Here is a 21,169-nt window from a genome sequence, read left to right as displayed (position 1 = left end):
CGGCCGCGCGTCCCGGTTCGCGCGAACTTTCGCCGTTCTAACACGCGGTTGCCAAATTCGTCCCATGACAGATGCGTCATGGCAGCCCTCCTGGCAGTCCTCCTGGCGCCCGGCGGCAAATCACTGGCCAAGCCGCCAAGGATCGCCATATAAGACAGGCGAAATTCGGGAATTTTCATGAGCGCGCTGGCCAACCACGCATTTGCCAAGATGAACGGCATCGGCAACGAGATCGTCGTTGTCGACATGCGCGATTCCGCAGCAAAGGTGACGCCGGACGACGCCCGCGCGGTGGCGTCCGCGAACGGTGGCGTGGCCTACGACCAGCTCATGGTGCTGCAGAAGCCGCAGCTCGACGGCACCGAAGCCTTCATCCGCATCTACAACAACGATGGCTCCGAGGCCGGCGCCTGCGGCAACGGCATGCGCTGTGTGGTGCGGCGCATCTTCGAGAAGAACGGGCAGACCGCCGCGACGTTCGAGACGGCGGCCGGCTTGCTCAATGCCTGGCAGGGGCCGGCACCCGATCTCTACACCGTCGACATGGGTGCGCCGAAGTTCGGCTGGCAGGACATTCCGCTGGCGGAAGAGTTCCGCGATACCCGCTATATCGAATTGCAGATCGGGCCGATCGACAATCCCATCCTGCATTCGCCTTCCGTCGTGAGCATGGGCAATCCGCATGCGATCTTCTGGGTCGACGACGTCAACGCCTACGATCTCGAGCGCTTCGGTCCGCTGCTCGAAAACCATCCGATCTTCCCGGAGCGCGCCAACATCACGCTCGCCCATATCGTCGATCCCCAGCACATCACGATTCGCACCTGGGAACGCGGTGCCGGCCTGACCCAGGCCTGCGGCTCGGCGGCCTGCGCCACGGCAGTGGCCGCGGCCCGCCTGAAGCGTGTCGAGCGCGATGTCGAGATCACGCTGCCCGGCGGCAAGCTCGGCATCGAATGGCGCGAACGCGACGATCACGTGCTGATGACGGGCACGGCGACCTTCGAATATGAGGGCAAATTCGATCCGGCGCTGTTTGCGCCGGCCGCCTGATGGCCGTCGACGTCGTCACCTTCGGCTGCCGCCTCAATGCCTTCGAGGCCGAAGTGATCCGCCGCGAGGCCGAGGGTGCTGGCCTTTCAGACACCATCGTCGTCAACAGTTGCGCCGTCACCAACGAGGCGGTGGCGCAGGCGCGGCAATCGATTCGCAAATTGAAGCGCGAGCGGCCCGAGGCGCGCATCGTCGTCACCGGTTGCGCGGCGCAGACGCAAGCTGCGATGTTCGCCGACATGACCGAGGTCGATCGCGTCGTCGGCAATGACGACAAGATGCGCGGCGAAGCCTGGCGCGAAGCGCGCGATGCCTTCGATCTCGGCGCCGGCGAGAAGATCGCTGTCAGCGACATCATGGCCGTGAGGGAGATGGCGCCGCATCTCATCGACGGCTATACGAGCGGCCTGCCGCGCGTGTTCGTGCAGGTGCAGAACGGCTGCGATCATCGCTGCACCTTCTGCATCATCCCCTATGGCCGCGGCAATTCGCGCTCGGTACCGATGGGCGCGGTGGTCGAGCAGGTGCGGGCGCTGGCCGAACGCGGCCATGCCGAGATCGTGCTGACCGGTGTCGATCTCACCAGCTACGGCACTGACCTTCCGGGCGCGCCGAAGCTCGGCATGCTGACGAAGCAGATCTTGCGGCACGTGCCGGAGTTGAAGCGCCTGCGCATTTCCTCGATCGATTCGATCGAGGCGGATGACGATCTGCTCGATGCCATCGCGGATGATGCGCGGTTGATGCCGCATCTGCATCTGTCGTTGCAGTCCGGCGACGACATGATCTTGAAGCGCATGAAGCGGCGCCATTCGCGGCAAGATGCGATCGCGTTCTGCGAGCAGGTCCGCCGCCTGCGCCCCGATGTCCTGTTCGGTGCCGACATCATCGCGGGTTTCCCGACCGAGACGGAGGAGATGTTCTCGCGCTCGCTCGATCTGGTCGAGGAATGCGGCCTGACATTCCTTCACGTCTTCCCCTATTCGCCCCGCCCCGGCACGCCGGCCGCGCGGATGCCGCAGGTGGCGGGCGGCGTGATCAAGGAACGCGCGAAGCGGCTGCGTGCGGCGGGCGAAGTGGCGCTGCGGAGGCGGCTGCAAGCCGAGATCGGCGCGACACGCGACGTGTTGATCGAGAGCGAGGGGCAGGGCCGCACGGAGCATTATCTGCCGGTGGCGATTGCGGGCGGGCGGGTCGGGAGCGTCGTGCCGCTTGTGATTGCTGGCAGTGACGGCGAGCGGCTCACCGTATAACTCGCTGGGAAGAAGCTACGACGCCCTGACCTGCCAGAACCGCAGCGTCCGCTTTGCATTCTCCGGCGTCATCCGCGCGTAGTGCCCTTGCGCTCTTGCAAGATCGGCCGGCTTCATGGCGCCTGTGGCAAAACGGCTTTCGAGCACGGCGGTGGTGGTTTCCCAGCTGAGCTGCGCCGCCTTGCACGGCACCAGCAAACCGTCGTCGCGCAGGCTCTGCATCAGCGGGCGGATCACCTCGACGGTCGATCCAGACAGGGCCGCCAGCGCCGCGGCGGTCTCTTCATAGCGCCGCTGTGTGGCGAAACCGAACAGCGTCGTTTCGCTGAGCTGGCCGGTCGCCTTGAGCATTGCAATTGCCCGCTTGGCGCCTTCGAAATCGCGGACGCCCGACATCTCGCGATCGACACCGACGGTGACGGCGGCGATCGCGCTCTGAATTTCCTCGAACAGATGCGGCGGCGCGCGCGACAGCAGGCGGGCGCGCACGGCATCGCTCGCCGAGCGCAGCAACCGGCGACGCAGCTCCGACGGCAGGTCGAGGCGGACGCCGACGCTGACGGCAAGTTCGGGATCGGCCTCGGCCTGCCCGACCATGGCGGCGAATCCGTTTCCGGAGACGCGCGCGCCGGGATTGGCGGCGAGCCGCCGGCTGACGCTGGGATAGCGGCGCGCCAGCAAGGTGTCGGTGACGATCTCCTTCAGCCACCAGCGGCCGGCGATCGCGAGCAGATGCGGCTCGCCCTTGGATGATGCGATCTTCACCAGCTCGCCGTCGTCGAGGCGGGCGGATTCCTGCAGCACGGGACCGGCGATGCGGATCTCGTCATTGCTGGCGAGGCGGCGGATCACGGAGGGCGGCGCCTGCGCGACCGGCGCCAGCTGCGCGCTGATCTCGGCGAGCGCGATGCGTGCGCCCATGTCGGCAAGGGCGCGAAGCTCGATGGTGCCGATCAGGCGCTCGAGCACCTCGTCGAACAGCGCGATCTGCTCGTCGTCGAAACTGCCGGCGGAGGAGAGGAACAGATCGGTGACGCGCCGGGCCGTTTCCAGGCCCTTTTCCGCCGAGCCTGCGCGAATCGCGGATTCGACCTCGTCGATGATCGATAGCTCGGCCTTGGACATCACGCCCTGCTCATCCTGAGCGGTTACAGAAGCTTGTTCTAAGCAACCGTCATCATTAGCGGCGAGCACTGAACGTTTCGTAAACCATGGGCCGGTAGCCCGGCACTGCTAAGCTCCTCACTATGAGGATCTGAAAGGCTATTCCCCGTTCCAGCCGCAGGCGCGGAGCTTTTCGTGCATGTGGGGCGGGGCCGGCGCCACGACGCGGACGGGCTCCTTGTTCCGGGAGATCGGCACCACGATCTCGCGCGAATGCAGGTGCAGCTTCGGCTCGCCGAAACGCGGGCCGTTGCCGTAGATGTTATCGCCGAAGATCGGCCAGCCGGTCGCGGCCGAATGCACCCGTAATTGATGGGTCCGCCCGGTCACCGGTTCCATGGCGAGCCAGGTAAAACCGTCACCCCGGCCCATTACTTTCCAGTTGGTGATCGCCTTCTGTCCCTCAGGATCGGGCTTCTGCCACCAGCCGCGCTCGGCATTGAGCCGGCCGAGCGGCATATCGATGGTGCCCGCGTCCTCGGCGGGGCCGCCCTCGACCACGGTCCAGTAGGTCTTGCCGATCTTGCCGTGCTTGAAGAGGAGGCCGAGCGAGGCCGTTGCCTTGCGGTGGCGGCCGAGCACGAGGCAGCCGGAGGTGTCCTTGTCCAGCCGGTGGGCCAGCACCGGCGGTCGCGGCAGGCCGAAGCACAGCGCGTGGAAGGAATCCTCCAGATTGGCGCCGCCCTTGGGACCGCGATGCACCGGCAGGCCGGCCGGCTTGTCGATGATCAGCATCAGCCCGTCGCGATGGAGCACGCGGGCCAGAATTTCATCGGCCGTCAATTGGGGAACATCGAGCAATTGCAAGACTTTCGGTCAAGACTTTCGTTTGGCAGACGGAACGGCTAACACACCCCCGCCATGAACGATACCACGTCAGATCCCCCCAAGCTGAGCTGGTGGCGCCGTCTGTCCAACGGGCTGAAGCGCACCTCGTCCTCGCTCGGGACCGCGGTCGCCGACCTCGTCACCAAGCGCAAGCTCGACCGCGCCATGCTCGACGACATCGAGGACGTGCTGCTGCGCGCCGATCTCGGCACCTCAGTCGCGGTGCGGATCGCGGACGCCGTCGGCACCGGACGCTACGACAAGGCGATCTCGGCGGACGAGGTCAAGGACGTCGTCGCCACCGAGGTCGAGAAGGTGCTGGCGCCGGTGGCAAAGCCGCTCGAGATCGATACGGCCAGGAAGCCGTTCGTGATCCTCGTGGTTGGCGTCAACGGCTCCGGCAAGACCACCACCATCGGAAAACTCTCGCAGAAATTCGCCTCCGAAGGCCGCAAGGTGATGCTGGCTGCCGGCGACACGTTTCGCGCCGCGGCGATCGAGCAACTGAAGGTGTGGGGCGAGCGCACGAAGACGCCCGTGATCGCGGGCGCGCAGGGCTCGGATTCGGCGAGCCTTGCCTTCAACGCGCTGACGGCGGCGAAGGAGCAGAATATCGACGTGCTCCTGATCGACACCGCCGGCCGGCTGCAGAACAAGGCCGAGCTGATGAACGAGCTCGAAAAGGTCGTGCGCGTGATCCGCAAGGTGGATGACACTGCGCCGCATGCGGTGCTGCTTGTGCTCGATGCCACTGTCGGCCAGAACGCGCTGTCGCAGGTCGAGGCCTTCCATCGCACCGCCGGGGTCACCGGCCTCGTGATGACGAAGCTCGACGGCACCGCGCGCGGCGGCATTCTGGTGGCGCTCGCGGAAAAGTTCAAACTGCCGGTGCATTTCATCGGCGTCGGCGAAGGCGTCGACGATCTCGCGCCGTTCACCGCGCGCGATTTCGCCCGCGCCATTGCCGGAATCGAAAGCTGAAGAATGGACAAGACCCAGCCGCATCCGCTGTTCAAGCTGGCGACCGAGCTCGGGCCGCTGCTCGTGTTCTTCTTCGTGAATGCGAAGTTCAACCTGTTCGCGGCGACCGGCGCCTTCATGGTCGCGATCGTGGCGGCAATGGTCGCATCCTATGTGGTGACGCGCCACATCCCGATCATGGCGATCGTCACGGGCGTGATCGTGCTGGTGTTCGGCACGCTGACGCTGGTGCTGCACGACGAGACCTTCATCAAGCTCAAGCCGACCATCATCTACGGCCTGTTCGCCGCGATCCTCGGCGGCGGCCTGTTGTTCGGGCGCTCCTTCATCGCCGTGATGTTCGACCAGATGTTCAATCTGACGCCGCAGGGCTGGCGCATCCTCACCCTGCGATGGGCGCTGTTCTTCGCCGGCATGGCGGTGCTGAACGAGATCGTCTGGCGCACCCAGAGCACCGACTTCTGGGTGAACTTCAAGGTGTTCGGCGTGACCCCGATCACGATGATCTTCGCCATCGCCCAGATGCCGCTGACCAAGCGCTACGGTGTTGAGCCGGCGTCGCTGGAGACCAGCGAGGCGGACGCGGGGGACGTGAGGAAGGGCTAGGCCGAGGCGTCGCTCCACATACCGCTGTCATGCCCCGGCTTGACCGGGGCATCCAGTACGCCGCAGCTTTTCCGTATACGACTGACGTCTCTGGGATACTGGATCGCCCGATCAAGTCGGGCAATGACAGTTGAGCGTGCGGCACGAGCGCGGCGTCAGCTTCCCGCTGCGCTCAGCGCCTTCTCCATCTGCGGCAACAGCACCGTCCGCAGATTGTCCGGCGTGATCGGGCCGACCAGCTTGTAGACGATGGTGCCCTCGCGCCCGACGACGAAGGTTTCGGGCACGCCGTAGACGCCCCATTCGATCGAGGCGCGGCCGTTGGCATCCACGCCGACACGGCCGAACGGGTTGCCGTAGCGCCCGAGGAACCGCCGCGCATTGTCCGACGCGTCCTTGTAATTGATGCCGACGAGCTGGAAGCGCTTGTCCTTGGCGAACTCGGTCAGGAGCGGCGCCTCGTCGTGGCACGGCACGCACCAGGACGCCCAGACATTGACCAGGCTGACCTTGCCCTTGAACGCGGCGGGGTCGAGGCCTGGCACCTGCGCGTTGTCGATCTGCAATCCCTCGAGCGGTGGCAGCGCCGTCTGCGGCGCCGGACGGCCGATCAGCGCGGAGGGAATTCGCGAGGGATCGCCGCTGCCGAGCCGGAACCAGAACAGCAGCGCCAGTGCGATGAACGCAATCAGCGGCAGCACCATCAGGAAAGTGCGGCGCTGCGGCGCTGCGGAGGTCGATTGCTCGTTCATGACGCGTCCATGGCGCTACGGCCGGAACGGCGGGTGATGCCGCGCTCCTCCAGCACGCGCAGGCGCTGCGTCTGGCTGCGATAGTCGAGCACGATCCAGCCGATCAGGATCGCGACCACGAGGGCCGCTGCGGCATAGGACGTCACGATGAAGGATGCGTAAGGACCGAGCGACATCATCCTGCGGCCCCAATTTCTTTCGACGCGTTTTGTCCGCGCGACCCGGCGCCCATTTCGTTCGAGAACGCGACACGGCTCGCCTGCATCATTTGCAGAGAGCGGATCCGGCGGCGCAGGATTTCGTTGCGCATCGCCGCCAGATGCAGCGTGACGAACAGCAGCGTGAAGGCGACCGCCATCACCAGCAGCGGAATCAGGAACGATTTGTCGAGGGCCGAGCCGCCCATGCGCATCACCGAGGCCGGCTGGTGCAGCGTGTTCCACCAGTCGACCGAGAACTTGATGATGGGCAGGTTGAGCGCGCCGACCAGGGTCAGCACCGCGGCGGCGCGTGCGGCGCGCGAGGGATCGTCGACCGCGCGCCATAGCGCCATCAGGCCGAGATACATCAGGAACAGGATCAGCACCGAGGTCAGCCGCGCATCCCACTCCCAATAGGTGCCCCACATCGGACGGCCCCACAGCGAGCCCGTCAGCAGTGCGAGGAAGGTGAAGGCGGCGCCGATCGGCGCTGCGGCCTTGGCGGCGACGTCGGCGAGCGGATGCCGCCACACCAGCGTGCCCAGCGAGGCGATGCTCATCACGCCCCAGACGAACATCGACAGCCAGGCGTTCGGCACGTGGATGAACATGATCTTCACGGTCGCGCCCTGCTGATAGTCATCGGGCGCAAGCGCGGCTTGATAGAGACCGATTGCAAGCAGCAGGACGGTCGCGGCCGCAAGCCACGGCAGGACCCGCGCTGTCAGCGCAAGGAACCGCGTGGGGTTGGCGAGGTCGATCAGCGTCATGGTACCCTGATAATCGTCGGTGGCCGCTCAGGCAATCAGCACGAAAGCGAGGGACGAAAGTTGATCGGGGTCAAGGTCAGTCGCGCGCATCTCAGTCGAGCCCATGCCGCAGGCTCGCTGCGGCTGCGAAGGGGCCGATCACGAGGCTGACCAGGGACAGCGCGCACAGGATCGAGAACGGCGCGCCGAACGTCATCGGACCGACGATCACGGCCTGGGAGGCCGCAACCCCGAAGATCAGCACCGGGATCGACAGCGGCAGCACCAGCACCGCCATCAGCAGCCCGCCGCGATGCAGCGTCACCGCCAGCGCCGCACCGATCATGCCGGTGAAGGTCAGGGCCGGGGTGCCCGCCAGCAGCGTCAGCGCCACCGCGCCGGTCGCGACCATGTCGAGGTTGAGCAAGAGGCCGAGCACGGGGGTTGCGACAATCAGCGGCAGGCCGGCGGCCAGCCAATGCGCCAGCGCCTTGGCGGCGCAGGCGAGTTCCAGCGGCGTCCGGCTCATCGTGATCAGGTCGAGCGAGCCGTCCTCGTGGTCGGCCATGAACAGCCGGTCGAGGGTGAGCAGGCTCGCCAGCAGCGCGCCGAGCCAGAGGATGGCCGGCCCCAGCCGCGACAGCAGCGCCAGGTCCGGCCCCACCGCGAACGGCATCAGGACGACTACGGTCAGGAAGAACAGCACGCCAATCAGCGCCCCGCCGCCGACGCGGAGCGCGATCCTGATGTCCCGGCGGATGAGGGCGGAGAGGGCGGTCATGGGATCGCTCCGGCGGCGGAGTCGCTTGGTTTGATGGCATCGAGCCGCAGGCGCAGTGCGCTCCCTCCCCCCTTGTGGGGGAGGGCGGGGGAGAGGGGTAGCCCCGGGAGAGATGCTCGTTGGAAACGCATCGCCAGCAACAGAGCGCCCGCCTTTTGAAGGCTAGAACCGAGACGTCTTGCCGTGTGGCACCCCCCTCCCTGACCTCGAGAGCGAGCTTCGCTCGCCTCAGACCCCACATGGGGGGAGGGAACGGAGAGAGCGGGGCCCCGCCGCTCGGAAAGCTGAGGGTCGTGTCGCCTCACGCCACACCCCCGATCCGCAGCTCCCGCGAATCGATCCCCAGCGGCGCATGGGTCGCCGCGACGATCAGGCCGCCGCGCGACAGGTGCTCGCGCATCAGGCCGCCGAACATGTCCTGTCCCGTCACGTCCAGCGCATTGGTGGGCTCATCGAGCAGCCAGACCGGGCGGCGCACGGTCAAAAGGCGCGCCAGCGATAGCCGGCGGCGCTGGCCGGCCGACAGGAAGCCGGCGGGGAGGTGGGTGGCATGCTCGAGCCCCACCGTGGCAAGGCTCTCGGCGAAGTCAAAACGCTCGCCGCCAAGGAAATCGGCCCAGAAAGTCAGGTTTTCCGCCACGCTGAGCGCCGGCTTCAGGGCATCGCGATGGCCGAGATAGTGGCACTGCTCGGGCAGCGTCAGCTCGGCGTCGCCGCCCTCCAGCGCGATCGTGCCGCCTGCCGGAACGAGCAGGCCCGCGATCAGCCGCAGCAGCGAGGTCTTGCCCGACCCGTTGCGGCCGACGACCGCCACCGCTTCGCCGGCGACGGCCTCGAAATCGAGCCCGGCAAACACCTCGCGGCCGCCGCGCACGCAAACGATCCCGCGTCCGGACAGCTGCATCTTGCTTCGTGCCACCCCGCTCAAAGCCGGGCCTCAGGAAAACTTGGGGTAGCGCATGGGAATTTTTGGCTCGCGAATGCTGCGGTACGATTGTGGCTGTGGCGGCGCGGTTAGAAAGCTTCTATAAGCCCGGAACTACTTGATGCAGCAACTCAACCTGCCCCTGCAAGCGGCCCAGCCTGATACGCTAACGGTGTTAAAATACCCTGCCGGGTATAACTAACAATTGGGATTCCTACATGACCTCGCTCGACAGCTTCAAATGCAAAAAGACCCTCAAGGTCGGCGCCAAGACCTATGTCTATTACAGCCTGCCCACGGCCGAGAAGAATGGTCTGAAGGGAATTTCGAAACTTCCCTATTCGATGAAGGTCCTGCTCGAGAACCTCCTGCGCAACGAGGACGGCCGCTCGGTCAAGAAAGAGGACATCGTCGCGGTCTCGAAATGGCTGCGCAAGAAGTCGCTGGAGCATGAGATCGCCTTCCGCCCGGCGCGCGTGCTGATGCAGGACTTCACCGGCGTGCCCGCGGTGGTCGACCTCGCCGCGATGCGCAACGCGATGCAGAAGCTCGGCGGCGATGCCGAGAAGATCAATCCGCTGGTGCCGGTCGATCTCGTCATCGACCATTCCGTGATCGTGAACTTCTTCGGTGACAACAAGGCTTTCGGCAAGAACGTCGCCGAGGAATACAAGCAGAACCAGGAGCGCTACGAGTTCCTGAAGTGGGGTCAGAAGGCGTTCTCGAACTTCTCCGTCGTGCCGCCCGGCACCGGCATCTGCCACCAGGTCAATCTCGAATATCTCTCCCAGACGGTCTGGACCAAGAAGGAGAAGATGACGGTCGGCAAGAAGACCGGCACCTTCGAGGTCGCCTATCCCGATTCGCTGGTCGGTACCGACTCCCACACCACCATGGTCAACGGTCTGGCCGTGCTCGGCTGGGGCGTCGGCGGCATCGAGGCGGAAGCCTGCATGCTCGGCCAGCCGCTGTCGATGCTGCTGCCCAACGTCGTCGGCTTCAAGCTGAAGGGCGCGATGAAGGAAGGCGTCACCGCGACCGACCTCGTGCTCACCGTGACGCAGATGCTGCGCAAGCTCGGCGTTGTCGGCAAGTTCGTCGAGTTCTTCGGCCCGGGCCTCGACAATCTCTCGGTTGCCGACAAGGCGACGATCGCCAACATGGCGCCCGAATACGGCGCGACCTGCGGCTTCTTCCCGGTTGACGCCGCCGCGATCGACTATCTCAAGACCTCCGGCCGTGCGGCGCCGCGCGTCGCGCTGGTGCAGGCCTATGCCAAGGCGCAGGGGCTGTTCCGCACCGCCAAGTCGGCCGATCCGGTGTTCACGGAGACGCTGACGCTCGATCTCGCCGACGTCGTGCCGTCGATGGCCGGTCCGAAGCGTCCCGAAGGCCGCATCGCGCTGCCGTCGGTCGCCGAAGGCTTCTCGCTTGCGCTCGGCACCGAGTACAAGAAGGCCGAGGAGCCCAGCAAGCGCTTCGCCGTCGAAGGCAAGGACTTCGAGATCGGCCACGGCGACGTCGTGATCGCCGCCATCACCTCCTGCACCAACACCTCGAACCCGAGCGTGCTGATCGGCGCCGGCCTCCTGGCGCGCAACGCCGCTGCGAAGGGCCTCAAGGCCAAACCGTGGGTGAAGACCTCGCTCGCCCCGGGCAGCCAGGTCGTCGCCGGCTATCTCGCCGATTCCGGTCTGCAGAAGGATCTCGACAAGGTCGGCTTCAATCTGGTCGGCTTCGGCTGCACCACCTGCATCGGCAATTCAGGTCCGCTGCCCGAGGAGATCTCGAAGTCGATCAACGACAACGGCATCGTCGCCGCCGCCGTGCTTTCTGGCAACCGCAACTTCGAAGGCCGCGTCTCGCCGGACGTGCAGGCGAACTACCTGGCCTCGCCGCCGCTGGTCGTAGCCCACGCGCTCGCGGGCAGCGTCACCAAGAACCTCGCGGTGGAGCCGCTCGGCGAGGGCAAGGACGGCAAGCCGGTGTACCTCAAGGACATCTGGCCGACGACCAAGGAGATCAACGCCTTCATGAAGAAGTTCGTGACCGCGTCGATCTTCAAGAAGAAGTATGCCGACGTGTTCAAGGGCGACACCAACTGGCGCAAGATCAAGACGGTCGAGAGCGAGACCTATCGCTGGAACATGTCGTCGACCTATGTGCAGAACCCGCCCTATTTCGACGGCATGAAGAAGGAGCCGGAGCCGGTCACCGACATCGTCGAGGCGCGCATCCTCGCCATGTTCGGCGACAAGATCACCACCGACCACATCTCGCCGGCCGGTTCGATCAAGCTCACCTCGCCCGCCGGCAAGTATCTCAGCGAGCACCAGGTGCGTCCCGCCGACTTCAACCAATACGGCACGCGTCGCGGCAACCATGAAGTGATGATGCGCGGCACCTTCGCCAACATCCGCATCAAGAATTTTATGCTCAAGGGTGCGGATGGAAATATCCCTGAGGGCGGTTTGACAAAACACTGGCCCGACGGCGAGCAGATGTCGATCTACGACGCCGCGATGAAGTATCAGCAGGAGCAGGTGCCGCTGGTGGTGTTCGCCGGTGCCGAATACGGCAACGGCTCCTCGCGCGACTGGGCCGCCAAGGGCACCCGCCTGCTCGGCGTGCGCGCCGTGATCTGCCAGAGCTTCGAGCGCATCCATCGCTCCAACCTGGTCGGCATGGGCGTGCTGCCGCTGACCTTCGAGGAGGGCACCTCCTGGTCGTCGCTCGGCCTCAAGGGCGACGAGAAGGTCACGCTGCGTGGCCTCGTCGGCGAGCTCAAGCCGCGCCAGAAGCTGACCGCGGAGATCGTCTCGGGCGACGGTTCGTTGCAGCGCGTTTCGCTGCTCTGCCGCATCGATACGCTGGACGAGCTCGACTACTACCGGAACGGCGGTATCCTGCACTACGTGCTGCGCAAGCTCGCGGCCTAAGCGCGAATTTGTGAACGGTGGCTCACCGCGACGTGAGTAGAAGGTTAAACGAAGGCGGCCTATCACAAGGCCGCCTTCGTGCGTTTGCGGCATGCTCCAGATGGGCCCGCCCGGCGGAAAACCTCCCTTCGGATGGTTGGCCTGGGCGGTCGGGTGTGTCGCGCCCCGTAAGACTACGGTGACCATCCGGCGATAAGATTTCCCTTTCCACGAGCAATGGTGTGCGGCGTTCGACATGACAACAATGACGGCTTCTCATCTGGTTTCACGTTGGTCCGGTGCCCTCTGGTCGGGAGCTCTCGGCATCTGTGCGATCGTCGCCGTCATCCGTCCTGCCGAGGCTGATCCCCGCGCCGTTGTCGAATTGTTTACCTCGCAGGGCTGCTCCTCCTGCCCGCCCGCCGACCAGATCATCGGCGATCTCTCCAAAGACCCGTCGATCATCGCGCTGAGCATGCCGATCGATTATTGGGACTATCTTGGCTGGAAGGATACGCTGGCGGATTCGCGCTTCTCTGCACGGCAGCGTGCTTATTCGCGCATGCGCGGCGACCGCGAAGTCTACACGCCGCAGGTTGTGGTCAACGGCTCCACCCATGTCATCGGCAGCGATCGTGCCGGCATCGAGAGCGCGATCGGCAAGACCGACAAGGGCACCGGCGTGATGAGCGTGCCGGTGACGATGTCGCTCGCGGGCAAGCAGATCAACGTGTCGGTGGCGGCGAGCAACGAGCCGGCCGTCTCGCATGGCGAGGTCTGGATCTGTTCGATCGCCAAGTCGGTCCCGATCGCAATCACCCGCGGCGAGAATCGCGGACAACAGGTCACCTATCACAACGTGGTGCGCAGCCTGCTCAAGGTCGGCGACTGGACCGGGCGTTCGGAAAGCTGGACGGTGCCGATCGAGAACCTCACGCGCGACGGCGTCGACGGCGCGGTGGTCTATGTCCAGGACGGCAGCCGCGACAAGCCCGGCTCGATGCTGGGCGCGGCCTACACGTCGCTGCACTGATTTCAATTCTCTCGCGTCGTACTCACTGCCACGCTCATGGTGAGGAGCGCGCCCTTGCGCGCGTCTACCGGACGATGCTTCGCATCGCCCCGCTCACGCAGCTCGGCCTCGATCCTTCGAGACGCCGCGCGAAGGACGCGCGGCTCCTTCAGGATGAGGGGAGAGACTGTTGGCGCTGATGAGAGAAGAATTTCGCCGAAGCAGAAACATCCCGACACAAACAAAAAAGGACCAACTTGCGTTGGCCCTCCTTGTTGCGCGTACAGACCCGATCCTGTTCGACCCCGGGGGGCTGGGGGCTGAGGAATCCGGAACCGAAAGGACCGGGTCAACGCACGTGAGTCTTTTCGCAATGCAGGGCGGCAGTCGCTAGGCGGAAAAGCGGCGAGAGTATGATTCCTGCTAACGATCCCGTGACGGTTTGCCGCGAGGGAGTTCCACCATAGCGTGTGCCCCGAATCGTAACCGATTCGACCGGTTGAATCAGGAGCCCCTTGCGGCGGTGGCCGGTTGGCGCAATCATGCAGCTGTCATGATCCAGGTTCCGGGGACGGTCTTCGCGGATTCGGGTCATGCCGTGCGATGAGGAAGCGCTCCATGAGTCTGTCGGAGGATGCCGATCCGAGCGAGCAGCGCGCGGCGGCGCGCCCCGCCGCGGCGACGACGCAACTGAGCCGGGTGACGTTCAACCGGCTCGAGCTGCACCGTATTCTCAATCTCTACGGCCGCATGGTCGCCGACGGCGAATGGCGCGACTATGCCATCGACTTCCTGAGGGATCGCGCCGTGTTCTCGGTCTATCGCCGTGCCTCGGAAGTACCGATCTATCGCATCGAGAAGGATCCGCGGCTCGCGCGCAAGCAGGGCATGTACAGCGTGATCTCGGCGACGGGCCTGATCCTGCGCCGCGGCCACGAGCTGGAGCGCGTGCTGCTGGTGATCGATCGGAAGCTGGCGGTGGTGTAGCCGCACGACCGGTGCCGTAGGGTGGGCAAAGGCGCAAAGCGCCGTGCCCACACCGTTTCTCAATCGCCACGAATCGTGGGCACGCTTCGCTTTGCCCACCCTACGGCAGCAGTGATGTGGCGAGCCCCATCCGGGCCACAAGACCGAGCTTACTTCCCCGGCACCGTCTTCGCGCCCTCGCCGAGGTCGCGCTGCATCATCACCGTATCAAGCCAGCGGCCGAATTTCAGCCCGACATTGGGATGTGTGCCGATCATCTTGAAGCCGCCCCTGGTGTGCACGCCGATCGAGCCGGCATTGGCGGAATCGCCGATCACCGCGATCATCTGGCGGAAGCCGCGCGCCTCACATTCGGTGACCAGCCGCTCCAGCAGCTTTGATCCGACACCGCGGCGGTGGAAGGAGGGATCGAGATAGATCGAGTTCTCGACCGTGAAGCGGTAGGCCGGGCGCGGGCGGTAGGCGCCGGCATAGGCATAGCCGGCGACGCGGCCGTCGAGGATGGCGACGAAATAGGGATAGCCGCCGTCGACCAGCGCGCGATAACGGCGCGTCATCTCCACGAGGTCAGGCGGTTCCAGCTCGAACGTCGCGGTGCCCTCGCGGACGGCCTGCTGGTAGATGGCGGTGATGGCGGGAAGGTCGGCCTCGGTTGCAGGCCTGATTTCAGGTGCGGACATGGCGGAAGATTAGAGCCTTCCCGCTTCCGCTGAAAGGGGCAACGGTGTTGCCACACCCGTCATGGCGGGCGCAGCGAAGCAATCCAGAAATGCATCCGCGGAGGGACTCTGGATTGCTTCGCTGCGCCCGCAATGACGAGGAGGGAGAGGCGGCACTCGTGGTCTTGTAGCCCGGATGGAGCGGAGCTAATCCGGGGCCGCCGAATCCGCGGAAAGGACTGTCCCGGATTGCGCTGCGCTCCATCCGGGCTACGGGCGCCACCTCGCGCCCAAATAAAAACCCCGGCCTTTCGGCCGGGGTTCCTATCCGTTCTCTCGTCGTTGCGCTTAGTCGCGCTGACCGAGGAGCTGCAGCAGCAGCGTGAACAGGTTGATGAAGTTCAGGTACAGCGACAGCGCGCCGGTGATGGCCGCACGCTCTGCGATGTCACCGCCAGCCGAGGCGTAGCCGTAGATGTAGTCGTTCTTCAGCCGCTGGGTATCCCAGGCGGTGAGGCCCGCGAACACCAGCACGCCGACCACCGACACGATGAACTGCAGCATCGAGCTCGCCAGGAATAGATTCACCAGGCTCGCGATGATGATGCCGATCAGGCCCATGAACAGGAACGAGCCCATGCCGGTCAGGTCACGCTTGGTGGTGTAGCCGTAGAGGCTCAGCGCACCGAAGGTGGCCGCGGTGATGAAGAACACCCGCACGATCGAGGTGTGCGTGAACACCAGGAAGATCGACGACAGCGAGATACCCATCAGCGCCGCGAACACCCAGAACAGGATCTGGGCGGTCGAGGGAGCCAGACGGTTGATGCCCGCCGAGATCACGAACACCATGGCAAGCGGCGCGAGCATGAACAGCCATTTCAGCGGGCTGACGAACATCGCGTACCCGAACGGCGTCAGGAACAGCTTGCCGACGCGGACGGCGTCCGCGGTCGGGACATCAGTCACGGCAGCCATGTAGACACCGAGCGCGGCAAGGCCGGTGATGGCGAGGCCGATGCTCATGTAGTTGTAGATGCGCAGCATATAGGCGCGCAGGCCGGCATCGACCGTCGCGGCGTCAACACGCCCGGCGGCCCTGCCGAAAGGAGAAGCGTAGTTACGGTCTAGGTCCGACATGGTCGAATTCCCGTTGGTTGGTCCGGTCCGGCACGAGGGTCGCCATGCCGCCGGTTCGTCAAACTCTATCTCGGATACCGACGCCAACCGACTAAATTTTGGCTAACAATCGGGGCTCCGAACCCATTCGATATGTGGGAAACTAACACATTCGCTGCAACCTTCCACGCGCGGCTGAATGTCGCCCTTGGCGGCAATCCTGACGCGAACCTGACGAGCAGTCGTGGTTAATCGCAGAAATCGTGCGATTTCGCTCTCGTGCGGCCCTCCGCTACATTTTGTCACAAATTCCGCAACACCGTGGCGGGCTTTTTGTTCAACGCCAGCAGCGTGCCCGCGAGCCCGAGCCCGACGGTGACGACGAGCGCGGCCGCGACCACGCCGGCCGCGCTGCCGGCCTGCCAGACGAAGCTCAGCGTCATCAGCCGCGTCACGATCATCCAGGCCGCGATGCTGCCGGAGATCACGCCGAACACCGCGGTCGCGAGCCCGATCAGGAGGTATTCGAGCGCATAGGCGCCGAGCAGCCGCAGCCGCGTCGCGCCCAGCGTCTTCAGGATCACCGCATCGTAGACCCGGTGGCGATGGCCGGCGGCGAGCGCGCCGCCGAGCACCAGGATCGCCGAGATCAGGGTCACGGCGCTGGCACCGCGGATCGCCAGCGCCAGATTGGTCACGACAGAGCCGACCGTCTCCATCACCTCGCGCACGCGCACGCTCGTCACCATCGGATAGGCGTCGGCGACCTGCTTGATGATCTTGCCGTCGCCTGCCGCAGTTCCGCCGGTTTCCGTCAGCGTCGCGATGTGGGTGTGAGGGGCGCCCTTGAAGGCGTTCGGAGAGAACACCAGAACGAAGTTGATGCCCATCCCCTGCCAGTCGATGGTGCGCAGATTGCCGATTCTAGCCGGGATGTCGCGGCCGAGCACATTGACCACGACCTCGTCGCCGAGCTTGAGGCCGAGCCCGTCGGCGATCTTCTTCTCCATCGAGACCAGCGGCGGGCCGGAATAATCGGCGCTCCACCATTCGCCCTCGACCACCTTGGAGCCTTTCGGCAGCTCGCCGGTATAGGTCAGGCCGCGGTCGCTCTGCAGCACCCATTCGGAGTCGGTGGTCGGCTTGAGCTCCTCGGCGCGCACGCCGCGCGCGGCGACGATGCGGCCGCGCAGCATCGGTACGTCCTCGACCGTCGCGCCCGGCGCGATCCGGCGCAGATAGCCGTCGAACTGCTCGGCCTGCGTGCTCGGGATGTCGATGAAGAAGAAGGACGGCGCGCGGTCCGGCAGTGCTGCGAGGAACTGCCGGCGCAGATTGCCGTCGATCTGGGTGATGGTGACGAGCACGGCGAGGCCGAGCCCCAGCGACAGCACCACCGAGGGCGTCAGCGCGCCCGGCCGGTGGATGTTGGCGATCGCCAGCCGCAGCATCGGCAGCCGCGTCCGCGGCAGCCGCCGCGCGATGGCCATCAGCAGGGCGGCGATGCCGCGTAGCAGGGCGAACACGACGACCGAGGAGGCCACGAACACCGCCGCGATGCGCTTGTCGAACGACAATCCGATCACGACCGCGATCAGCAGCGCGATCACGACGGCCATGAACACGAGATAGCTCGCGCGCGGCCGATGCCATTCCGAGCTGATGGTGTCGCGGAACAGCGCGGCCACCGGCACGTCGTGGACGCGCCCGAGCGGCCACAGGCCGAAGGCGAGCGCGGTCAGGAGGCCATAAACGAAGGACAGCGCCAGCTCGTCGGCATGCACGGCCGGCACCACCGGCAGCGGCAGCAGCTTGCCGAACAGGCCGACGATCGCGAACGGCATGGCGGCGCCGAGCGCAAGGCCGATGATCGAGCCGATGCCCGCGAGCAGGAGAACTTGCGCGAGATAGATGCCGAACACGTCGCGCCCGGTGGCGCCGACGGCTTTGAGGGCCGCGATCACTTCGAGCCGGCGGTCGATATGGCTCTTCACGGCATTGGCGACGCCGACACCGCCGACCAGCAGCGCGGCAAGGCCCACCAGCGTCAGGAACTGGGTGAAGCGGTTGATGTTGCGTTCGAGCTGCGGCGAGGCGTTGGAGCGGCTGCGGATCTCCCAGCCGGCCTGCGGCGCGGCGCTCCGCGCGTCGGCGATGAAGGCTTCGGTGGCGCGCTCGTTGTTCGCCGTATCGGGCAACTTCACCCGGTAGACCCAGCGCACCAGGCTGCCGGGCTGGATCAGGCCGGTGGCGCGCAGGCCGGCCTCGCTGATCAGGAAGCGCGGGCCGAAGCCGATGCCGCCAGCGAGCTTGTCGGGTTCGGCTTCGACGGTTGAGCGGATCTGGAAGGTCGCAGCGCCAATGGTGACGCGGTCGCCGGTCTTGAGCGAGAGCCGCGCCAGCAGCGTCGGATCGGCGGCAGCGCCGAAGGCGCCATCGCGCTCTGCGAGCAGGTCGGACATCGGCAGCTGTGGCGCCAGCGTCAGCTGTCCCAGCATCGGATAGGTGTCGTCGACCGCCTTCATTTCGACCAGTGCGAGCTGGCCGTCGGCCGCGCGCGCCATGCCGCGCAAGGTCGCCGCGGTCGAGACCGTGCCGCGTGAGCGCAGGAAGGCGACCTCTTCAGGTTTCGCTTCGCGCTGGAACAGCACGAAGGAGACGTCGCCGCCGAGCAGCGTGCGGCCCTCGCGGGCCAACCCGTCGGAGAGGCTCGCCGACACCGAGCCGACGCCGGCGATCGCCATCACGCCGAGCGCGATGCAGGCGATGAAGACGTAGAAACCCCGCAGGCCGCCGCGCAATTCGCGCAGCGCGTAACGCAGCGACAGCGCGACGCCGTTTGGCTTCGCGAACCGTTCGGCCGAGGCGCTCATGCCGACGCAGACTGCGTGTCGATGCGGCCCGAACGCAGCCGGATCACGCGGTCGCAGCGATGCGCGAGCGAGGAATCGTGCGTGACCAGCACCAGCGTCATGCCACGCTCGGCATGCTTGCTGAACAGCAGGTCGACGATCTGTTTTCCCGTGGCCTCATCCAGATTGCCGGTCGGCTCGTCCGCGACCAGGATCGCGGGATCGGGCGCCAGCGCGCGGGCGAGGGCGACGCGCTGCTGCTCGCCGCCGGACAATTGCGCCGGATAATGATGCAGGCGGTCGCCGAGCCCGACCGATTGCAGCTCCTGCGCCGCGCGCGTTGCGGCATCGGGATTGCCGGCGAGCTCCAGCGGCACCGCGACGTTCTCCAGCGCCGTCATGGTCGGGATCAGATGAAAGGACTGGAAGACGATGCCGACCTGGCGGCCACGGAAGCGGGCCAGCGCGTCCTCGTCGAGGGCATTGAAAGGCGTGCCCGATACCACCACCTCTCCACTATCAGGACGCTCCAGCCCCGCCATCACCATCAGCAGCGTGGATTTGCCCGAGCCTGACGGGCCGATCAGGCCGACCGTCTCGCCCGAGGCGACCCGCAAGCTGATATCCTTGAGGATGTGAACGCGTGCCGCGCCCGTGCCCAATGAGAGATTGACGTTGGAGATGGCGATGGTGTCCGCGGCAGCGGTGAGCGACGAGGGTTCGATGCGAGTGTCCATGGTCCGGTCATATGGCAACTCCGATAGCGCGGTCGAGAGGCGTTACGGATTGTTCATGCACATAGCCGTGTTGATGCTGATGACGATCGCGACGACGCCGTCGTTGCAGGCCCAGCCGGCGGCCAAGCCGATCAAGCTCGTGGTCCTCGGCGATTCCTTGAGTGCGGGCCTTGGCCTCTCGGGCCAGGATTCGTTTCCGGCCAAGCTCAAAAAATCCTTGCAGGACAAAGGTATAGCCGTCGATATGACCAACGCCGGCGTGTCCGGCGACACCTCCTCGGGCGGCCGCGACCGGCTCGACTGGTCGGTCCCCGACGGAACCGACGGCGTCATCGTCGAGCTCGGCGCCAACGACGCCTTGCGTGGCGTCGATCCCGATTTGACGCGCGCCGCATTGACCGACATCGTCCAGCGGCTGAAGGCGCGCAAGATCGCGGTGATGCTGTGCGGCATGCTGGCCCCGCCGAACTACGGCGCCGATTATGCCGCGCGCTTCAATTCGATTTATCCGGATCTGGCGAAGAAATTCGACGTGCCGCTCTATCCGTTCTTTCTCGAGGGCGTTGCGGCCGACGCCAAGCTCAACCAGGCCGACGGCATTCATCCGACTGCGGCCGGCGTCGACATCATCGTCGGCAACATCATGCCCACCGCGGAGGCATTCCTTGGCACCATCGCTGAGCAACGACGTTGAAAAGCGGGCAGCGCCAACCGTCATACCCAGGGTTTTACCGGGGTGAGGCGCGCGATGCTTCGCAGAGTCACACAACTGCGATAGGAATCAGGGTGCCGGTGATTCGTCACCGGCTCTAAAATTTGGATATGATCTGTCCCACGGATCATGCCCAAGCATCGGGAGTGCGAAACGATGCCGCGTTTGTTCACTGGTCTGGAAATCCCGGCCGAAGTCAGCCAGACGCTTTCCAATTTGCGGGGTGGCCTTCCCGGCGCCCGCTGGATCGATCCCGAAAATTATCACGTCACCCTGCGCTTCATCGGCGATATCGACGGCCTGTCCGCCAACGAGATCGCATCGATGCTGTTTCGCGTCGACCGCAAGCCCTTCGAGGTGAAGGTGCAGGGACTGACGAGTTTTGGCGGTCGCAAGCCGAGAGCGGTCGTTGCGACGATCGCGCCGAGCAAGCCGCTGATGGAATTGCAGGCCGAGCTCGAGCGCATGATGCAGCGGATCGGCCTCAACCCTGAAGGCCGCAAATTCATCCCGCATGTCACGCTCGCCCGGCTGCACGATGCCTCCGATCGCGACGTCGCCGACTATCTCTCGCTGCGTGGCTACTTCCCGAGCAAGGCGTTCATGGCGGAGCGGTTTGTCTTGTTCTCGTCGCGCGCCTCCACTGGCGGCGGGCCGTATGTCGTCGAGGACGCCTACGAGCTGTGTGCGTAGCTCGCGCTCGTGCCCCGGCCGCAGAGCCGGGGCCCAGTGCTCCGCGATGAACGAAATAGTGGGTCCAGGCTCTGCGCAGCAGCGCATAGCGCGTCAAAGACGCGCGTGAACGCGCTGGTGGCGCTGCAGCGCGTCCGGGACACGAAAGCGCATACCTCTGACCTCGATTCACGGCTTGCAATTTCCGC

At 65.5% G+C, this 21,169-nt stretch carries 20 protein-coding genes; 9 read left to right on the top strand and 11 right to left on the bottom strand.

The annotated features are described in order from the left end of the window. Positions 1-177 precede the first annotated feature (177 nt). Together dapF and mtaB are read left to right on the top strand one after the other, a co-directional pair. Entirely contained in the window at positions 178-1,053 is an 876-nt protein-coding gene (dapF, locus tag GA0061098_RS29975) for a diaminopimelate epimerase (RefSeq protein WP_091964978.1), read from the top strand. Further along, a complete protein-coding gene (mtaB, locus tag GA0061098_RS29970; protein ID WP_091964976.1) occupies positions 1,053-2,306 on the top strand; it encodes a tRNA (N(6)-L-threonylcarbamoyladenosine(37)-C(2))-methylthiotransferase MtaB in 1,254 nt (417 codons plus the stop codon). Before dapF ends, mtaB begins: the two co-directional genes overlap by 1 nt. A gap of 15 nt (positions 2,307-2,321) precedes the next feature. Here the strand turns inward: mtaB and GA0061098_RS29965 are convergent, their stop codons facing one another. Together GA0061098_RS29965 and GA0061098_RS29960 are read right to left on the bottom strand one after the other, a co-directional pair. Continuing rightward, positions 2,322-3,431 (bottom strand): DUF2336 domain-containing protein, encoded by a 1,110-nt coding sequence (locus GA0061098_RS29965; RefSeq protein ID WP_091964974.1) that lies wholly within the window; start codon positions 3,429-3,431, stop codon positions 2,322-2,324. A gap of 138 nt (positions 3,432-3,569) precedes the next feature. Beyond that, positions 3,570-4,271 (bottom strand): RluA family pseudouridine synthase, encoded by a 702-nt coding sequence (locus GA0061098_RS29960; protein ID WP_165637691.1) that lies wholly within the window; start codon positions 4,269-4,271, stop codon positions 3,570-3,572. Positions 4,272-4,331: 60 nt separating this feature from the next. Between GA0061098_RS29960 and ftsY the strand changes: the two genes are divergently transcribed. Together ftsY and GA0061098_RS29950 are read left to right on the top strand one after the other, a co-directional pair. Beyond that, entirely contained in the window at positions 4,332-5,279 is a 948-nt protein-coding gene (ftsY, locus tag GA0061098_RS29955) for a signal recognition particle-docking protein FtsY (RefSeq protein WP_028139238.1), read from the top strand. A gap of 3 nt (positions 5,280-5,282) precedes the next feature. Beyond that, the gene (locus GA0061098_RS29950; RefSeq protein ID WP_091964972.1) at positions 5,283-5,885 is read left to right on the top strand and encodes a septation protein A; all 603 of its coding nucleotides are present in this window, start codon (positions 5,283-5,285) and stop codon (positions 5,883-5,885) included. 155 nt (positions 5,886-6,040) lie between these two features. Here GA0061098_RS29950 and GA0061098_RS29945 read toward each other — a convergent pair whose 3' ends face one another. From GA0061098_RS29945 to ccmA, 5 genes are all read right to left on the bottom strand, one after another. Then, the gene (locus GA0061098_RS29945) at positions 6,041-6,637 is read right to left on the bottom strand and encodes a DsbE family thiol:disulfide interchange protein (RefSeq protein WP_091964970.1); all 597 of its coding nucleotides are present in this window, start codon (positions 6,635-6,637) and stop codon (positions 6,041-6,043) included. Beyond that, a complete protein-coding gene (ccmD, locus tag GA0061098_RS29940) occupies positions 6,634-6,816 on the bottom strand; it encodes a heme exporter protein CcmD (protein WP_091964968.1) in 183 nt (60 codons plus the stop codon). The genes GA0061098_RS29945 and ccmD overlap by 4 nt, the downstream gene beginning before the upstream one ends. Next, positions 6,813-7,607, bottom strand: coding sequence for a heme ABC transporter permease (locus tag GA0061098_RS29935; RefSeq protein ID WP_091964966.1), 795 nt, complete (start codon positions 7,605-7,607; stop codon positions 6,813-6,815). The genes ccmD and GA0061098_RS29935 overlap by 4 nt, the downstream gene beginning before the upstream one ends. Before the next feature lie 91 nt (positions 7,608-7,698). After that, the gene (ccmB, locus tag GA0061098_RS29930) at positions 7,699-8,367 is read right to left on the bottom strand and encodes a heme exporter protein CcmB (protein WP_028150494.1); all 669 of its coding nucleotides are present in this window, start codon (positions 8,365-8,367) and stop codon (positions 7,699-7,701) included. Positions 8,368-8,668: 301 nt separating this feature from the next. Continuing rightward, positions 8,669-9,271 (bottom strand): heme ABC exporter ATP-binding protein CcmA, encoded by a 603-nt coding sequence (gene ccmA, locus GA0061098_RS29925; protein ID WP_091964964.1) that lies wholly within the window; start codon positions 9,269-9,271, stop codon positions 8,669-8,671. 239 nt (positions 9,272-9,510) lie between these two features. Between ccmA and acnA the strand changes: the two genes are divergently transcribed. The 3 genes from acnA to GA0061098_RS29910 all read left to right on the top strand — a co-directional run bounded on the left by acnA (position 9,511) and on the right by GA0061098_RS29910 (position 14,209). Continuing rightward, positions 9,511-12,231, top strand: a complete 2,721-nt coding sequence (gene acnA, locus GA0061098_RS29920; RefSeq protein WP_091964962.1) for an aconitate hydratase AcnA — start codon at positions 9,511-9,513, stop codon at positions 12,229-12,231. Positions 12,232-12,466: 235 nt separating this feature from the next. Then, on the top strand, positions 12,467-13,243 hold the full coding sequence (locus GA0061098_RS29915) for a DUF1223 domain-containing protein (protein WP_091964960.1): 777 nt from the start codon (positions 12,467-12,469) through the stop codon (positions 13,241-13,243). A gap of 597 nt (positions 13,244-13,840) precedes the next feature. Continuing rightward, a complete protein-coding gene (locus tag GA0061098_RS29910) occupies positions 13,841-14,209 on the top strand; it encodes a DUF2794 domain-containing protein (protein WP_091964958.1) in 369 nt (122 codons plus the stop codon). Between the two features lie 149 nt (positions 14,210-14,358). On the opposite strand, the gene GA0061098_RS29905 is transcribed toward GA0061098_RS29910, so the two are convergent. The 4 genes from GA0061098_RS29905 to GA0061098_RS29890 all read right to left on the bottom strand — a co-directional run bounded on the left by GA0061098_RS29905 (position 14,359) and on the right by GA0061098_RS29890 (position 19,576). Continuing rightward, a complete protein-coding gene (locus GA0061098_RS29905; RefSeq protein WP_091964956.1) occupies positions 14,359-14,889 on the bottom strand; it encodes a GNAT family N-acetyltransferase in 531 nt (176 codons plus the stop codon). A gap of 327 nt (positions 14,890-15,216) precedes the next feature. After that, a complete protein-coding gene (locus GA0061098_RS29900; RefSeq protein WP_028139228.1) occupies positions 15,217-16,008 on the bottom strand; it encodes a Bax inhibitor-1/YccA family protein in 792 nt (263 codons plus the stop codon). Positions 16,009-16,289: 281 nt separating this feature from the next. Continuing rightward, complete coding sequence (locus GA0061098_RS29895; RefSeq protein ID WP_091964955.1) at positions 16,290-18,860, bottom strand: ABC transporter permease; 2,571 nt, start codon at positions 18,858-18,860, stop codon at positions 16,290-16,292. Continuing rightward, positions 18,857-19,576: an ABC transporter ATP-binding protein gene (locus GA0061098_RS29890; RefSeq protein ID WP_091964953.1), complete on the bottom strand. Its 720-nt coding sequence runs from the start codon at positions 19,574-19,576 to the stop codon at positions 18,857-18,859. The genes GA0061098_RS29895 and GA0061098_RS29890 overlap by 4 nt, the downstream gene beginning before the upstream one ends. 55 nt (positions 19,577-19,631) lie before the next feature. Between GA0061098_RS29890 and GA0061098_RS29885 the strand changes: the two genes are divergently transcribed. Both GA0061098_RS29885 and thpR read left to right on the top strand, forming a co-directional pair. Beyond that, positions 19,632-20,270, top strand: a complete 639-nt coding sequence (locus GA0061098_RS29885) for an arylesterase (protein ID WP_165637697.1) — start codon at positions 19,632-19,634, stop codon at positions 20,268-20,270. A gap of 174 nt (positions 20,271-20,444) precedes the next feature. Then, complete coding sequence (gene thpR / locus GA0061098_RS29880; RefSeq protein WP_091965126.1) at positions 20,445-20,981, top strand: RNA 2',3'-cyclic phosphodiesterase; 537 nt, start codon at positions 20,445-20,447, stop codon at positions 20,979-20,981. Positions 20,982-21,169: the final 188 nt, after the last annotated feature.

Source organism: Bradyrhizobium shewense (genome assembly GCF_900094605.1).
Lineage (GTDB): Bacteria > Pseudomonadota > Alphaproteobacteria > Rhizobiales > Xanthobacteraceae > Bradyrhizobium > Bradyrhizobium shewense.
Note: the sequence above shows the minus strand (reverse complement) of the source record. Positions and strands in the feature narration are given on the sequence as shown.

Bases quoted from the DNA above. Each gene is read 5' to 3' on its own strand.
- mtaB (WP_091964976.1), top strand. From the start codon at position 1,053: ATGGCCGTCGACGTCGTCACCTTCGGCTGCCGCCTCAATGCCTTCGAG.
- GA0061098_RS29945 (WP_091964970.1), bottom strand. From the start codon at position 6,637: ATGAACGAGCAATCGACCTCCGCAGCGCCGCAGCGCCGCACTTTCCTG.
- GA0061098_RS29950 (WP_091964972.1), top strand. From the start codon at position 5,283: ATGGACAAGACCCAGCCGCATCCGCTGTTCAAGCTGGCGACCGAGCTC.
- ccmA (WP_091964964.1), bottom strand. From the start codon at position 9,271: ATGCAGCTGTCCGGACGCGGGATCGTTTGCGTGCGCGGCGGCCGCGAG.
- GA0061098_RS29915 (WP_091964960.1), top strand. From the start codon at position 12,467: ATGACAACAATGACGGCTTCTCATCTGGTTTCACGTTGGTCCGGTGCC.
- acnA (WP_091964962.1), top strand. From the start codon at position 9,511: ATGACCTCGCTCGACAGCTTCAAATGCAAAAAGACCCTCAAGGTCGGC.
- GA0061098_RS29890 (WP_091964953.1), bottom strand. From the start codon at position 19,576: ATGGACACTCGCATCGAACCCTCGTCGCTCACCGCTGCCGCGGACACC.
- GA0061098_RS29885 (WP_165637697.1), top strand. From the start codon at position 19,632: ATGCACATAGCCGTGTTGATGCTGATGACGATCGCGACGACGCCGTCG.
- thpR (WP_091965126.1), top strand. From the start codon at position 20,445: ATGCCGCGTTTGTTCACTGGTCTGGAAATCCCGGCCGAAGTCAGCCAG.
- dapF (WP_091964978.1), top strand. From the start codon at position 178: ATGAGCGCGCTGGCCAACCACGCATTTGCCAAGATGAACGGCATCGGC.
- GA0061098_RS29905 (WP_091964956.1), bottom strand. From the start codon at position 14,889: ATGTCCGCACCTGAAATCAGGCCTGCAACCGAGGCCGACCTTCCCGCC.
- GA0061098_RS29965 (WP_091964974.1), bottom strand. From the start codon at position 3,431: ATGTCCAAGGCCGAGCTATCGATCATCGACGAGGTCGAATCCGCGATT.
- GA0061098_RS29900 (WP_028139228.1), bottom strand. From the start codon at position 16,008: ATGTCGGACCTAGACCGTAACTACGCTTCTCCTTTCGGCAGGGCCGCC.
- GA0061098_RS29895 (WP_091964955.1), bottom strand. From the start codon at position 18,860: ATGAGCGCCTCGGCCGAACGGTTCGCGAAGCCAAACGGCGTCGCGCTG.
- ccmD (WP_091964968.1), bottom strand. From the start codon at position 6,816: ATGATGTCGCTCGGTCCTTACGCATCCTTCATCGTGACGTCCTATGCC.
- ccmB (WP_028150494.1), bottom strand. From the start codon at position 8,367: ATGACCGCCCTCTCCGCCCTCATCCGCCGGGACATCAGGATCGCGCTC.
- GA0061098_RS29935 (WP_091964966.1), bottom strand. From the start codon at position 7,607: ATGACGCTGATCGACCTCGCCAACCCCACGCGGTTCCTTGCGCTGACA.
- GA0061098_RS29910 (WP_091964958.1), top strand. From the start codon at position 13,841: ATGAGTCTGTCGGAGGATGCCGATCCGAGCGAGCAGCGCGCGGCGGCG.
- ftsY (WP_028139238.1), top strand. From the start codon at position 4,332: ATGAACGATACCACGTCAGATCCCCCCAAGCTGAGCTGGTGGCGCCGT.